Below are 14,939 nucleotides of genomic sequence, written 5' to 3' on the forward strand. Positions count from 1 at the left end.
AAACGGCTCAGTGTTCTTGCGCCGGGGTCGCACTAGGTTCCGGCGCCGTACCGGTCGGCTTGTCGCCGCCACCGCTACCTGCCGTGCTGCGGTCGGGACGCGGCGGACGCGGCGGACGACCGGCCATGATGTCGTCGATCTGCTCGGCATCGATGGTCTCCCACTCGAGCAGCGCCGCGGTCATCGCTTCGACCTTGTCGCGGTGCTCTTCGAGCAGGCGGCGCGCCAGCCCGTACTGTTCGTCGATGATGCGGCGGATTTCCGTGTCCACCTGCTGCATGGTCGCTTCCGACATGTTCTTGTGGGTCGTGACCGAGCGGCCGAGGAACACTTCGCCCTCGTTCTCGCCGTACACCATCGGCCCCAGCTTGTCGGACATACCGTAGCGGGTCACCATGTCGCGCGCCATCTGGGTGGCCCGCTCGAAGTCGTTCGAGGCGCCGGTGGTCATCTGGTTCATGAACAGCTCTTCGGCAATACGGCCGCCGAACAGGATGGCGATACGGTCCATCAGGTAGCCGCGGTCGTAGGCGTAGCGGTCCTCTTCGGGCAACTGCATGGTCAAGCCCAGCGCGCGGCCACGCGGAATGATGGTGACCTTATGCACTGGATCGGACTTGGGCAGCAGCTTGGCGACCACGGCGTGGCCGGATTCGTGATAGGCGGTATTGCGCTTCTCTTCTTCCGACATCACCATGGACTTGCGCTCGGCGCCCATCATGATTTTGTCCTTGGCGGCCTCGAAGTCGTCCATGTCGACCAGGCGCTTGTTGCGGCGCGCAGCGAACAGCGCCGCCTCGTTCACCAGGTTGGCGAGATCTGCGCCGGAGAAACCCGGCGTGCCGCGCGCGATGACTGATGCCTCGACATCGGCGGCAATCGGCACCTTGCGCATGTGCACCGAGAGAATCTGTTCGCGACCACGGATATCCGGCAGCGGCACCACCACTTGGCGGTCGAAACGGCCGGGACGCTGCAGCGCCGGATCCAGCACGTCAGGGCGGTTGGTGGCGGCGATCACGATCACCGTGGTATTGGTTTCAAAGCCATCCATCTCGACCAGCAACTGGTTGAGGGTTTGCTCGCGCTCGTCGTTGCCACCGCCGAGACCGGCACCGCGCTGGCGACCGACCGCGTCGATTTCATCGATGAAGATGATGCATGGGGAATTTTTCTTGGCCTGCTCGAACATGTCGCGCACGCGTGCCGCACCGACACCGACGAACATTTCGACGAAGTCGGAACCGGAGATGCTGAAGAACGGCACCTTGGCTTCACCGGCAATGGCCTTGGCCAGCAGCGTTTTACCGGTACCCGGGCTGCCGCACAGCAGGATACCGCGCGGAATGCGGCCACCCAGGCTCTGGTAGCGCGAGGGATCGCGCAGGTAGTCGACGATCTCCTTGACCTCTTCCTTGGCCTCATCGCAGCCAGCGACGTCCTGGAAGGTCACCGTGTTGGTGTCCTGGTCGAGCATGCGCGCCTTGCTCTTGCCGAACGAGAACGCCCCGCCCTTGCCGCCACCCTGCATCTGGCGCATGAAGAAAATCCACACACCGATCAGGAGCAACATCGGGAACCAGCTGATGAACAGACTCATCAGCATGCTGGGCTCCTCTTCCGGCTTGGCCGAGAAGCGCACGTTGTTCTTGATCAGATCATCGACCAGTTGCGGGTCGTAGGGAGCGTAGGTCATGAAGGAGGAGCCGTCGGCTCGCTTGCCTTTCAGCCACTGCCCGCGCAACGGATGCCCTTCGATGCTCAACGACTGCACCTTACCCGACTCGACATCGCTGATGAACTGCGAATACTCGATCTGGTTCTGGGTATCCTGACGCTTGTTGAACTGATTGAACACCGTCATCAGTACCAGACCGATGATCACCCAAATGGCGATGTTTTTGCCGATATTGTTCACTAGAGCGGACTCCTCTGTGCCCTGACTTAGCTGGTTGCCCGTATTGATACGGATTGTAACCCCCGTAGGGGTGGATGTCAGCGACGACCTTTGCCCAACAGGTAAATTTCCGTGGAGCGGTCACGCGAAGCCTTGGGCTTGCGGCTGACCACCTCGTTGAACAGTTCCCGCATGGACTTGAGGTAAGGCTGGAAGTCGCTACCCTGAAAAACTTTGACGAGAAAGCTCCCGCCCGGTTTCAGATGGTCGCGGACAAATTCCAGCGCCAGCTCGCACAAGTGAAAACTGCGCGCCTGATCAATGGCGCTCATACCTGAGATATTGGGGGCCATGTCGGATATTACAAGATCAAGTTCGCGCCCACCGAGCAACGCGACGAACTGGTCGAGGACTTCCTGCTCGCGAAAATCGCCCTGAATGAACTCCACGTCAGCAATCGGGTTCATCGGCAGGATGTCGAGCGCATACACTTTACCCTTGTCGCCGACCAGCCGCGCCGCCACCTGCGACCAGCTGCCCGGTGCCGAGCCCAGGTCGGCGAGCACCGTGCCGGGGCGGATCAGCTTGTCCTTGTCGTTGATTTCCAAGAGCTTGTACGCGGCACGGGCACGGTAGCCGTCCTTTTGCGCCATGTGCACGTAGTGATCGTGCACATGCTCGCGCAGCCAGTCGTTGCTGGATTTACTTCTAGCCATTGATGTCCTGCTCAGTCGTCTTGAAAACAGCCCCACCCCGCTCGTGCTGGCGGGAGGCCGTGCAGCCAGGCTGCCATTTTTTAAAGGTACCCCAGGCAGCGCCACCCGCAAAGTCCGTGCCGGCCCCGGCCGCATGCTATCGGACGGCTGCCGCCAAATGAGAGCGAGTACACCGAGGTCACGCCATGGGCATTCCCACCTAGAGGGATAACGCATGTCTCTGTTTTCAGCCGCTATTTCCACCAGAAGCGGGGGCGGAATTTGGGGTAAAGGCCGAAAGTTTAGTAGAATCTCGTTTTATTCAGGAAGCTCATGCCCATGAAAATCGAACTTGCTCCCTTCGAGCGCCAATACCTGAAAGGACTCGCCCACGATATCAAGCCGGTGGTGATGATCGGCAACCACGGCCTGACCGAGGCAGTGGTTCGGGAAATCGCCATCAACCTCGATGCGCACGAACTGATCAAGATCCGGGTGCAGGGCGACGACCGCGATGCCCGCGTGGCGCTGTACGACAAGATCTGCGACGAACTGGGCGCCGCCCAGGTCCAGCACATCGGCAAGCTCCTGGTGCTGTGGCGTCCGTCCGACAAGCAGCGCGTGGTGCTGCCGAAGAGCAAGAAGGCGCTCAAGGCGCAGCCCTGATTTAACCCAGGGAACACGAAAAAAAGCGGTGGCCGGACCACCGCTTTTTTTTCGCCCCGCCCCCGGCTGCCGGCAGCGACACGGGAATGAGCCTGCCACTCGGCGGCGTCAGCTGTCCCGGCGCAGGATATAGGCCAGCGCCATCAGGCTCTGCAGCAGATAGATCAGGCTCGAGATCGCGTGCCAAGTGGCAAAGCCCCCGCCAAACAAGCCCTCGGCCGCCTGGTTCATCTGCAGCTTGAGATTGGCGATGATCGGCGACACGGCAAAATGGTTGATCAGGGTGCATGACAGCATGCCGATGATCAGCCAGAACGTGGCGGACTTGACGCCACGCAGGCCATCGCGCCAGATGAAATCCACCAGCAGGAACACCCCGCACACCAGCCCGACCCAGGCGATGGCAGAAAACAGCTTGCCGGCGACCATGCCGGCGGTGCCGCGGTCGAGCACCGAGAACAATACCGGGGTGACGATGATGCCGATGATCCACATGCCACCGATCCAGAAGGTGCGGGTAATCGCCCTCAATCCATCCATGCGCAGTCCCCTTTATCCAAACCTGCCAGGCGCGGCCCCACCGTGCCGCAAGCCGCTCAGATGTATTTGACGTCCAGGATTTCGTACTCGCGGATGCCGCCCGGGGCCATCACTTCGGCCACATCGCCGGCTTCCTTGCCGATCAAGGCGCGGGCGATCGGCGAGTTCACCGACACCTTGGCGAACTTGATGTCCGCTTCGTCGTCGCCGACGATCTGGTAAGTGACCTCGTCCTCGGTCTCCAGATCCATCAGTTCGACCGTGGTGCCGAACACGATGCGGCCTTCCGCATCCAGTTCGCTCGGATTGATGATCTGGGCATTGGAGAGCTTGCCCTCCAGCTCCGCGATGCGGCCTTCGACAAACGCCTGACGCTCCTTGGCCGCGTCGTATTCGGCGTTCTCCGACAGATCGCCATGGGAGCGGGCTTCGGCAATGGCCTCGATCACCGCCGGACGTTCCACGCTCTTGAGCCGCTGCAGTTCTTCTTTCAGCAGTTCTGCGCCACGCAGGGTCAACGGGACTTTGTTCATTCGACTTCTCTCCGCAGGCGGGATACCCGCCATCATGAAAAAGCACAAGCCGCCGTACGGGACGGCGGCTTGGCTGCTAGTAGCTTGCTGGCTGAATTGTAACGGCAAACGGCGCGGGGTTCAAAGGTTGGCCGAAACCCGCACCGTCCGTGTCGTCAGCCGTTTCGGACCATGGCGTGCAGGTCCTGCACGCTGTACACGTCGAACTCCTCGGCATGCGCCATGCCGACACACACGGCCTTGGCACCGGCCAGGGTGGTGTACTGCGGCACGCGCATCTGCAGCGCGGAGCGGCGGATCGAGTGGCTATCCTGGATGGCCTGACGCTTTTCATCCACGGTGTTGAACACCAGGCTGATCTCGCCGTTCTTGATCATGTCGACGATGTGCGGGCGGCCTTCGTTGACCTTGTTGATCAGCTGCACCGGGATGCCGGCTTCCTGGATGCCGCGCGCGGTGCCACGGGTGGCCACCACCTCGAAGCCCAGACGCACCATCTCACGCGCCACTTCGACGGAGCCGGCCTTGTCGCTGTTGCGCACCGACAGGAACACCTTGCCCGTCTTCGGCAGGCGGTCGCCCGCAGCGAGTTCCGCCTTGATGAAGGCTTCGGCGAAGCTGCGGCCGACCCCCATCACCTCGCCGGTGGACTTCATTTCCGGACCGAGGATGGTATCCACGCCAGGGAACTTGATGAACGGGAACACCGCTTCCTTGACCGCGTAGTACGGCGGCACCACTTCCTTGGTGAAGCCCTGCTCGGTGAGGCTGATGCCGGCCATGCAACGTGCGGCGATCTTGGCCAGCGGTGCGCCGGTGACCTTGGAGACGAACGGCACGGTACGCGAGGCACGCGGGTTCACTTCCAGCACGTAGATGGTGTCGCCCTGGATGGCGAACTGCACGTTCATCAGGCCGACCACGTTCAGCGCCTTGGCCATGGCCACGGTCTGGCGGCGGATTTCGTCCTGCACCGCGGGGAACAGGCTGTACGGCGGCAGCGAGCAGGCCGAGTCGCCGGAGTGCACGCCGGCTTGCTCGACGTGCTGCATGATGCCGCCGATCACCACCAGCTCACCGTCGGATACCGCGTCGACGTCGACTTCGATGGCATCGTTGAGAAAGCGGTCGAGCAGCACCGGGCTGTCGTTCGACACCTTCACCGCCTCGCGCATGTAGCGCTCGAGGTCGGCCGGCTCGTGGACGATTTCCATGGCACGGCCGCCCAGCACGTAGGACGGGCGCACCACCAGCGGGTAGCCGATTTCTTCGGCCAACCTCATGGCGTCGGCCGGGGTGCGCGCGGTGCGGTTCGGCGGCTGCTTCAAGCCGAGCTCCTGCAGCATCTTCTGGAAACGCTCGCGGTCTTCGGCGCAGTCGATCATGTCCGGCGTGGTCCCGATGATGGGCACGCCGTTGGCCTCGAGCGCACGCGCCAGCTTCAGCGGGGTCTGGCCGCCGTACTGCACGATGACGCCGAACGGTTTCTCGACGTGGCAGATCTCCAGCACGTCTTCCAGCGTCAGCGGCTCGAAGTACAGGCGGTCGGAGGTGTCGTAGTCGGTCGAGACGGTTTCCGGGTTGCAGTTGACCATGATGGTCTCGAAACCGGACTCGCGCAGCGCCAGCGCGGCGTGCACGCAGCAGTAGTCGAACTCGATGCCCTGGCCGATGCGGTTCGGACCGCCGCCCAGCACCATGATCTTCTTGCGGTCGGTCGGCCGCGATTCGCACTCTTCCTCGTAGCTCGAGTACATGTAGGCGGTATTGGTGGCGAACTCGGCAGCGCAGGTATCGACGCGCTTGTACACCGGGCGCAGGTTGAGCGCCCAGCGGCGCGCGCGCACCGCCCCCTGGTCGACGCCGAGCAGCGCGCCCAGACGGCGGTCGGAGAAGCCCTTGCGCTTGAGGCGACGCAGTTCGGCGTAGTCGAGCTCGTCGAGCTTGCGACCGGCCAGCGCCTTTTCCTCGCCGACGATGTCCTCGATCTGGGCCAGGAACCACGGATCGATCTTGCTGATGGCGAAGATGTCGTCACGGCTCAGGCCGGCGCGGAAGGCGTCGGCGACGTAGAGGATGCGCTCCGGGCCCGGCGTGCCGATCTCGTGACGGATCTGTTCCAGGTCGGAGGTCACCGGGTCGAAACCGGCCAGGCCGGTTTCCAGCCCGCGCAGCGCCTTCTGCATCGACTCCTGCAGGGTCCGGCCCATCGCCATCACTTCTCCCACCGACTTCATCTGGGTGGTCAGGCGGTCGTCGGCCTGCGGGAACTTCTCGAAGGCGAAGCGCGGGATCTTGGTGACGACGTAGTCGATCGACGGCTCGAACGAGGCCGGGGTGGCGCCACCGGTGATGTCGTTCTTCAGTTCGTCGAGGGTGAAACCGACCGCCAGCTTGGCGGCGATCTTGGCGATCGGGAAGCCGGTGGCCTTGGACGCCAGCGCGGACGAACGCGAGACGCGCGGGTTCATCTCGATGACGATCATCTCGCCGGTGTCGGGATTGGTGGCGAACTGTACGTTGGAGCCGCCGGTATCGACACCGATCTCACGCAGTACCGCCAGCGAGGCGTTACGCATGATCTGGTATTCCTTGTCGGTCAGCGTCTGCGCCGGCGCGACGGTGATCGAGTCGCCGGTGTGCACGCCCATCGGGTCGAAGTTCTCGATCGAGCAGATGATGATGCAGTTGTCATTGCGGTCGCGCACGACTTCCATCTCGTACTCTTTCCAGCCGAGTACCGATTGCTCGATCAGCAGTTCGTGGGTCGGCGAGGCCTCGAAGCCGCGCTCGCAGATCGCCAGGAACTCTTCCTTGTTGTAGGCGATGCCGCCACCCGAGCCGCCCATGGTGAACGACGGGCGGATCAGCGTCGGGAAGCCCACCTTGGCCTGGGCCGCCAGCGACTCTTCCATGGTGTGGCAGACGAAGGACAGCGGGCAGGACAGGCCGATCTTGGCCATGGCTTCCTTGAAACGACCGCGGTCTTCCGCTTTGTCGATGGCGTCTTCGGTGGCGCCGATCAGCTCGACCTTGTACTTCTCCAGCACGCCGTTGCGCGCGAGGTCGAGCGCGCAGTTCAGCGCGGTCTGGCCGCCCATGGTCGGCAGGATCGCGTCCGGACGCTCCTTGGCGATGATTTTTTCCACCACCTGCCAGTTGATCGGCTCGATATAGGTGACGTCGGCCATGTCCGGGTCGGTCATGATGGTCGCCGGGTTGGAGTTCACCAGGATGACCTTGTAACCCTCTTCACGCAGCGCCTTGCAGGCCTGGGCGCCGGAGTAGTCGAATTCACACGCCTGGCCGATCACGATGGGACCGGCGCCGATGATGAGAATGCTCTTTAAGTCAGTACGTTTTGGCATCGTTTTGGCTCAATTTGGATCATTTATTCAGTTCAGGCTCGCCGCGGCCAGCTTGGCGCCGAAGCCCAGGAACAGCGCGCCGGTACCGCCGGTGGCGGCGCTCGCCAGCCGGCGCCGGGCGCGGAAGGCTTCGGCCAGGCGGCTGCCGGCCAGGATCAGCGCCGTCAGGTAGCTAATGCTGCACACCTGCAGCATGCCCCCCAGGGCGACGAAGGTCAGCACCGGGTAAGGGTAGGCCGGATCGACGAATTGCACGAAGAACGAGAGGAAGAACAGGATGGCCTTGGGGTTCATCAGGCTCAGGGTCAGCGCCCGCCGGAACGGATCGCGATTACCCAAGGTCACCGGCACGCTCAGCGCTGCCGGCGCCGGAGCAGACCAGCGTCGCAGCGCGGCGCGCAGCATGTTGATACCCATCCACGCCAGGTAGGCGGCACCGATATACTTGACCACCCAGAACAGCGCCGGATAGCTCTTCAGCAACGACGCGGCTCCGGCGGCGGTGGCCACCATCAGCAGCGTATCGCCCACCAGTACCCCGCCGGCGGCCTTGAAGCCCGGACGCACCCCGCGCTGCGCCCCGACCGACAGCACGTAGAGCGAGTTCGGCCCCGGCAGCAGGATGATGAAGATGGTGCCTATCAGGTAGGTCAACGGATCGGTAATTCCCAGCATGCTCTGACTCCCGTCACGGGGTGGCGCAGTCGTAACGCACCACCCACGTCATGCGGCCTCTCAGCCGCGTTCGTCCATCGCCTTGATGAACTTGTCGAACAGGTACGCCACGTCGTTCGGACCGGGGCTCGCTTCCGGGTGGCCCTGGAAGCTGAAGGCCGGGCGGTCGGTCAGGGCGATGCCCTGCACCGTGCCGTCGAACAGCGAGCGATGGGTAACGCGCACGTTGGCGGGCAGGCTGTTCTCGTCGACCTGGAAGCCGTGGTTCTGGCTGGTGATCATGACGCGGCCGGTATCCAGATCCTGCACCGGATGGTTGGCGCCGTGATGGCCGAACTTCATCTTGGAGGTCTTGCCGCCGACCGCCAGGCCGAGCAGTTGGTGCCCCAGGCAGATGCCGAACACCGGCAGCTTGGTGTCGAGGATTTCCTTGATCGCGTCGATGGCGTAGTCGCACGGTTCCGGATCCCCCGGGCCGTTGGACAGGAACACGCCGTCCGGCTTGAGCGCCAGCACGTCCTTGGCCGGGGTCTGCGCCGGCACCACGGTCAGCTTGCAGCCGCGTTCGGCCAGCATGCGCAGGATGTTGTGCTTGACGCCGAAGTCGTACGCCACCACGTGGTATTTCGGTTCGGCCTGCGCGCCATAGCCTTCGCCCAGACGCCACTCGCGGGTATCCCACTGGTAGATCGAATCGCAACTGACCACCTTGGCCAGATCCTGCCCGGCCATGGTGCCGAAGCCGCGCGCCAGTTCCAGTGCGCGCGCTTCGTCGATCTCGCCCGCCATGATGCAGCCCGGCTGGGCGCCCTTTTCGCGCAGGATGCGGGTCAGCTTGCGGGTGTCGATGTCGGCGATCGCCACCACGTTGTTGGCCTTGAGATAGCCCGACAGCGACGCCTCGGCGCGGAAGTTGCTGTGCAGCAGGGGCAGATCGCGCACGATCAGGCCAGCGGCGAACACGGCGCGCGACTCGGTGTCTTCCGCGTTGGCACCGACGTTGCCGATATGCGGATAGGTCAGGGTGACAATCTGCTTGGTGTAAGAAGGGTCCGTCAAGATTTCCTGGTAGCCGGTGATGGCGGTATTGAATACCACTTCGCCGACCGTATGGCCGGCGGCACCGATGGCACTGCCCTTGAAGAGGGTTCCGTCAGCCAAGACAAGAATCGCGGGTACGGATGACACTGACTGGCTCCTGTTCCGTTTGCTCTGTTTTCGAAGCTTTTATGTGAAGAACGGGACACCGCGTCGTAACGCTTGTCCCGTTTTGTTAAACCTTAACAGTATAATTTTTTTAGCTATTTCTGGCAAGGCGACATCGCCCCTCCGCAATGCAGCACCGAGCAAGCGCTTGTCTTCCTGCCGCTACCGGCGTTGCCGACGGGGCTCAGAACTGGCCATCGTCGAGTTCCAGCACGCTGTCGGCCCCGTGCAGGATCGTTGCCGCCAGGCCACTCACCTGGGGCAGCAGGTGCTCGCCGAAAAAGCGCGCGGTCACCTGCTTGGCGCGCAGGAAATCGACATCGGCATCTTCCTCGCCCATGCGCTCGCGGGCGATCAGGGCGGCGCGCCCGAGCTGCCAGCCGCCCAGCAGGATGCCCATCAGCTTGAGGAACGGCACCGAACCGGCGGCAGCACGCTGCGGTGCGGCGGCGAACGATTCCAGAATGAACGCCACGCAGCGCTCGGCGTCGGCCGCCGCGTTCTTCAGGTTGGCCGAAAGGCTGGCAAAACCGGCTGTCGCCAGCTTGTCGGCCGTGGCCTGCACCTCGGCCAGCAGCGCACGCGCGGTGGCCCCCTCTTCCGCCGCAGTCTTGCGGCCGATCAGGTCGAGCGCCTGGATGCCGGTGGTTCCCTCGTAGATGGCGGTGATGCGGGCGTCGCGATAGTACTGCGCCACGCCGGTTTCCTCGATATAGCCCATGCCGCCGTGCACCTGCAGCGCCAGCGAGGTGATTTCGTTGGCCTGCTCGGTATTCCAGCCCTTGACGATGGGGATCAGGAAGTTGACCAGCGCCTGGTTGCGCGCCTTTTCCTGCGGATGTGGATGACGCGCCGCGCGGTCCAGCGCGGCGGCCGCGACGAAGGCCAAGGCACGCTGCGCCTCGATCTGCGCCTTCATCGTCATCAGCATGCGACGCACGTCCGGATGCTTGATGATCGCCACCCCGGCCGCGTCGGGAGAACCGACGGCACGGCTCTGCACGCGTTCGCGGGCGTATGCCACGGCCTGCTGGTAGGCGCGCTCGGACACCGCCATGCCCTCGACGCCGACGCCGAGGCGGGCGTGGTTCATCATGGTGAACATGTAGCCCAGGCCCTTGTTGGCTTCGCCCACCAGGTAACCGGCGGCGCCGCCCTGATCGCCGAAACTCATCACGCAGGTGGGCGAGCCATGGATACCGAGCTTGTGCTCCAGCGACACGCAGCGCAGGTCGTTGCGCACACCGGGCGTACCGTCGGCGCCCGGCAGGAACTTGGGCACGACGAACAGCGAGATGCCCTTCACCCCGGCGGGGGCATCGGGCAGGCGCGCCAAGACCAGGTGCACGATGTTTTCGGCCAGGTCGTGCTCACCCCAGGTGATGAAGATCTTCTGGCCGCTGATGCGGTAGCTGCCGTCGTCTTGCGGCACGGCGCGGGTGCGCACCTGCGCCAGGTCGGAGCCGGCCTGCGGTTCGGTCAGGTTCATGGTGCCGGTCCACTCGCCGCTCGCCATCTTCGGCAGGTAGAGCGCCTTGAGCTCGTCCGAAGCGTGGTGGTTGAGTGCCTCGATCGCCCCCAGCGTCAACAGCGGCGCCAGCGAGAAGGCCAGGTTGGCTGAACACCACATTTCCTCGGCGGCGATCGCCACCAGGGCCGGCAGGCCTTGCCCGCCGAATTCGTAAGGCGCGCGCAGACCGACCCAGCCGGCATCGACGTATTGCTGCCAAGCATTCTTGAAGCCCGGCGCGGCGGTGACAGCGTCGCCGTCCAGCCGCGCCCCCTGGTCACCCTGCTTGTTGATCGGCGCCAGCACTTCTTCGGCGAAGCGGGCTCCTTCGTCCAGGATGGCGTCGACCAGTTCCACGCTGGCGTCTTCGTAGCCCGGCAGGGAGCAGACCGCCGGCAGTTCCGCCAGCTCGTTGAGGGCGAAACGGATATCTTTCAGGGGAGCTTGGTAGGTCATGTCAGCACCTCGGTTCTCGTGTTTTCTCTTGATGTAAAAAAAGGCCGGTCTGACGCCGGCCTTGATGAGCACTGCTCGCGATCCTGCCCTTACTTGGACAGTTCGGCCATCAGTTCCGGCACCACGGTGAACAGGTCACCGACGATGCCGTAGTCCGCCACCTGGAAGATCGGCGCTTCTTCGTCCTTGTTGATCGCCACGATCACCTTGGAGTCCTTCATGCCGGCCAGGTGCTGGATCGCGCCGGAAATGCCGACGGCGAGGTACAGCTGCGGCGCCACCACCTTGCCGGTCTGGCCGACCTGGTAGTCGTTCGGGGCGTAGCCGGCGTCCACGGCGGCACGCGAGGCGCCAACGGCGGCACCCAGCTTGTCGGCCAGCGGCTCGATGATGGCCTTGAACTGTTCTTCCGAACCCAGCGCACGACCGCCGGAGACGATCACCTTGGCGGCGCCCAGTTCCGGACGGTCGGACTTGGTCAGCTCCTGGCTGATGAAGCTCGACAGCTGCGCCTCGGCGCCGGCCGACACGCTTTCCACGTTGGCCGAACCACCCTGCGCCGCAGCCTCGAAGGCGGTGGTGCGCACGGTGATGACCTTGATGGAATCGACGGACTGCACCGTGGCCAGCACGTTGCCGGCGTAGACCGGACGCACGAAGGTGTCGGCCGACTCGACGGCGACGATGTCGGAGATCTGCGCCACGTCGAGCAGCGCGGCGACGCGCGGCAGGAAGTTCTTGCCCGAGGTGCCGGCCGGCGACAGCACGTGGCTGTAGTTCTTGGCCAGATCGACCACCAGCGCGGCCAGGTTCTCAGCCAGGCCGTGGGCGTATTGGGCAGCGTCGGCCACCAGCACCTTGGCGACACCGGCCACGGACTTGGCCGCGTCGGCGACCGCGCCGCAGTTGTGGCCCGCCACCAGCAGGTGCACCTCGCCACCGATCTTGGCGGCGGCGGTAACGGTATTTAGGGTGCCTGCCTTCAGGCTCTGGTTGTCGTGTTCAGCGATAACGAGAATGGCCATGATCACAGCACCTTTGCTTCATTCTTGAGTTTGGCGACCAGTTCGGCGGCGTTGGCCACCTTGATGCCGGCGGAACGCTTGGCGGGCTCGGCCACCTTGAGGGTCTTCAGACGCGGGGTCACGTCGACGCCCAGCGCCTCCACCGTCAGCTTGTCGAGCGGCTTTTTCTTGGCGGCCATGATGTTCGGCAGCTTGACGTAGCGCGGCTCGTTCAGGCGCAGGTCGGTGGTCACCACCGCAGGCAGGCGCAGCTTGACGGTTTCCAGGCCGCCGTCCACCTCGCGGGTGACGTCGACGGTTTCCGCCGCCAGGTCGACCTTGGAGGCGAACGTGCCCTGACCCCAGCCCAGCAGGGCGGCGACCATCTGGCCGGTCTGGTTGGCGTCGTCGTCGATGGCCTGCTTGCCCAGGATCATCAGCTGCGGCTGTTCCTTCTCGGCCACGGCCTTGAGCAGCTTGGCCACGGCCAGGGGCTGCAGCTCGGCGTCGGTCTCGACGTGGATGGCGCGGTCGGCCCCCATCGCCAGCGCGGTGCGCAGGGTCTCTTCGCACTGCTTGACACCCAGCGATACCGCCACCACTTCGCTGACCTTGCCGGCTTCCTTGAGGCGCACCGCCTCTTCCACGGCGATTTCGTCGAACGGGTTCATCGACATCTTGACATTGGCGATATCCACATCGGAGCCATCGGCCTTGACCCGGACCTTCACGTTGTAATCGACAACGCGTTTCACAGCGACTAGAACTTTCATATTCCTCCAGCAAGTGTCGTCTGTCTGGTATTTGGACGGCATGCCCAAGCATGCGTGACATGCAGTTGCGTCGATTATGCACGCCCGCCAAAATAAAACGAGCGTTTGGTCGAGAAAAGATATGTGGACCGTCTCAAAAACGCAACTGGACTCGAAATACTACCTTGTTTCCGCTCGATTTGCATGCCGTGGAAAGTATGACAAGATGCACTGCAACATCTCCATGACAAACGCAGGAGCGACCGCATGCCCACGATCTATTTTGAGGATATCGAGATCGGCCAGAGTGCCGAATACGCCAAGACCATCACCGAGGCCGACATCCTGATGTTTGCCGCGGTCTCGGGCGACAACAATCCGGTGCACCTCAATCAGGAATATGCCGAGCAGACCCCGTTCGGCACGCGCATCGCTCATGGCATGCTCACCGCCGGGCTGATTTCCACCGTGGTCGGCACCCGGCTGCCGGGTGAAGGCACCATCTACCTGTCGCAATCCACCCGCTTCAAGGCTCCGGTGAAGATCGGCGACACCGTGACCGCTCGCGCCACCGCCACGGAGCTCGACCCGGCCAAGAAACGCGTCAAGTTTCTGACCCAATGCCTGGTCGGCGGCAAGGTCGTGCTGGAAGGCGAATCGCTGGTGATCGCGCCGTCGCGACCGGCGCTGTAAACGGCGGCACCCTCTCCATCCGAAACAAAGGGCCCATCTCATGGGCCCTTTTGCCTGGCTTCGGCCAACCTTCGCGGTTCAGCCCAGCTTCACCATCTCCAGGTCGCGGATGCTGCGCCCGAGAAAGCGCTCGCCGATGGTCTGGAACTTGAGCGGGATGTCGGTGACGTAATAGCGGTACTCGGGAGCGCCGCGCTGCGGGTTGAGCAGGTTGAGCCCCGCCAACACCTCGGCCGTGGCTTCCGCCGTGGTCAGCGCCGAATCGACCAGTTCGACGCGGCCGCCCGTCACCTCGGTCAGCAGCGGCTTGATCAACGGGTAATGGGTGCAGCCCAGCACCAGTGTATCGACATGCTCCTCCAGCACCGTCTTGAGATACTCCTCGGCGGTGAGGCGGGTCACCGGGTGGTCGACCCAGCCCTCTTCGACCAGCGGCACGAACAGCGGGCAGGCCTGCGAATACACCCGGGCATCCGGCATCAGGCGATGGATCTCGCGCGCATAGGCGTTGCTGTTGATGGTGGTCGAGGTGGCAATCACGCCGATCTCGTGATTTTTGCTGACCTTGACCGCCGCCTGGGCGCCGGCCTCGATCACGCCGATCACCGGAATGTCGCCCGCCAGCTCCCGCACCTGCTCCAGCGCCACCGCCGAAATGGTGTTGCACGCCACCACCAGCGCCTTGACCTCGTGCTGCAGCAAGAACTCGACGATCTGCCGGGAAAAGGCACGGATGGTCGCCACCGACTTCACGCCGTAGGGTACCCGCGCGGTGTCGCCGAAATAGATGATGTCCTCGAACGGCAGGCGGTCCATCAGCGCCCGCACCACGGTCAGCCCTCCCACACCGGAATCGAACACCCCGATGGGACGGCGAGCTTTGGCTGTCATGACGTTTCCTCAAGCAGAGAAGGCGCGCATCTTAGCATGCCGCAACGGTGCCG

The 14,939-nt window shown here is 63.7% G+C and carries 13 protein-coding genes; 2 read left to right on the forward strand and 11 right to left on the reverse strand.

Annotated features, from left to right (window positions below; genetic code table 11):
- Positions 1–7: 7 nt before the first annotated feature.
- Positions 8–1,918 carry an ATP-dependent zinc metalloprotease FtsH gene (ftsH, locus tag AC3WG5_RS00400; protein ID WP_008952496.1) on the reverse strand — a complete coding sequence of 637 codons (1,911 nt, stop codon included), beginning with the start codon at positions 1,916–1,918 and terminating at the stop codon, positions 8–10.
- A gap of 77 nt (positions 1,919–1,995) precedes the next feature.
- On the reverse strand, positions 1,996–2,613 hold the full coding sequence (gene rlmE / locus AC3WG5_RS00405) for a 23S rRNA (uridine(2552)-2'-O)-methyltransferase RlmE (protein WP_492567393.1): 618 nt from the start codon (positions 2,611–2,613) through the stop codon (positions 1,996–1,998).
- Between the two features lie 318 nt (positions 2,614–2,931).
- On the opposite strand from rlmE, the gene AC3WG5_RS00410 reads away from it, so the two are divergent.
- Positions 2,932–3,258 (forward strand): YhbY family RNA-binding protein, encoded by a 327-nt coding sequence (locus tag AC3WG5_RS00410; RefSeq protein ID WP_014088336.1) that lies wholly within the window; start codon positions 2,932–2,934, stop codon positions 3,256–3,258.
- A 108-nt stretch (positions 3,259–3,366) separates the two neighbouring features.
- Here the strand turns inward: AC3WG5_RS00410 and AC3WG5_RS00415 are convergent, their stop codons facing one another.
- The 8 genes from AC3WG5_RS00415 to AC3WG5_RS00450 all read right to left on the reverse strand — a co-directional run bounded on the left by AC3WG5_RS00415 (position 3,367) and on the right by AC3WG5_RS00450 (position 13,323).
- Positions 3,367–3,798, reverse strand: a complete 432-nt coding sequence (locus tag AC3WG5_RS00415) for a DUF4149 domain-containing protein (protein WP_008952493.1) — start codon at positions 3,796–3,798, stop codon at positions 3,367–3,369.
- A gap of 56 nt (positions 3,799–3,854) precedes the next feature.
- Positions 3,855–4,331 (reverse strand): transcription elongation factor GreA, encoded by a 477-nt coding sequence (greA, locus tag AC3WG5_RS00420; protein ID WP_008952492.1) that lies wholly within the window; start codon positions 4,329–4,331, stop codon positions 3,855–3,857.
- A 155-nt stretch (positions 4,332–4,486) separates the two neighbouring features.
- Complete coding sequence (gene carB, locus AC3WG5_RS00425) at positions 4,487–7,699, reverse strand: carbamoyl-phosphate synthase large subunit (protein WP_492567394.1); 3,213 nt, start codon at positions 7,697–7,699, stop codon at positions 4,487–4,489.
- A gap of 27 nt (positions 7,700–7,726) precedes the next feature.
- Positions 7,727–8,374 carry a leucine efflux protein LeuE gene (leuE, locus tag AC3WG5_RS00430; protein ID WP_492567395.1) on the reverse strand — a complete coding sequence of 216 codons (648 nt, stop codon included), beginning with the start codon at positions 8,372–8,374 and terminating at the stop codon, positions 7,727–7,729.
- Between the two features lie 60 nt (positions 8,375–8,434).
- A complete protein-coding gene (gene carA, locus AC3WG5_RS00435; protein WP_014088339.1) occupies positions 8,435–9,562 on the reverse strand; it encodes a glutamine-hydrolyzing carbamoyl-phosphate synthase small subunit in 1,128 nt (375 codons plus the stop codon).
- Positions 9,563–9,764: 202 nt separating this feature from the next.
- A complete protein-coding gene (locus AC3WG5_RS00440) occupies positions 9,765–11,546 on the reverse strand; it encodes an acyl-CoA dehydrogenase (protein WP_492567396.1) in 1,782 nt (593 codons plus the stop codon).
- An 89-nt stretch (positions 11,547–11,635) separates the two neighbouring features.
- Positions 11,636–12,571, reverse strand: a complete 936-nt coding sequence (locus AC3WG5_RS00445; protein ID WP_492567397.1) for an electron transfer flavoprotein subunit alpha/FixB family protein — start codon at positions 12,569–12,571, stop codon at positions 11,636–11,638.
- Between the two features lie 2 nt (positions 12,572–12,573).
- Complete coding sequence (locus AC3WG5_RS00450) at positions 12,574–13,323, reverse strand: electron transfer flavoprotein subunit beta/FixA family protein (protein WP_008952486.1); 750 nt, start codon at positions 13,321–13,323, stop codon at positions 12,574–12,576.
- Positions 13,324–13,569: 246 nt separating this feature from the next.
- On the opposite strand from AC3WG5_RS00450, the gene AC3WG5_RS00455 reads away from it, so the two are divergent.
- A complete protein-coding gene (locus AC3WG5_RS00455) occupies positions 13,570–13,995 on the forward strand; it encodes a MaoC family dehydratase (protein ID WP_008952485.1) in 426 nt (141 codons plus the stop codon).
- A gap of 78 nt (positions 13,996–14,073) precedes the next feature.
- Here the strand turns inward: AC3WG5_RS00455 and murI are convergent, their stop codons facing one another.
- Complete coding sequence (gene murI, locus AC3WG5_RS00460) at positions 14,074–14,886, reverse strand: glutamate racemase (protein ID WP_008952484.1); 813 nt, start codon at positions 14,884–14,886, stop codon at positions 14,074–14,076.
- Positions 14,887–14,939: the final 53 nt, after the last annotated feature.

The organism is Pseudogulbenkiania sp. FW507-F1, from assembly GCF_058781125.1.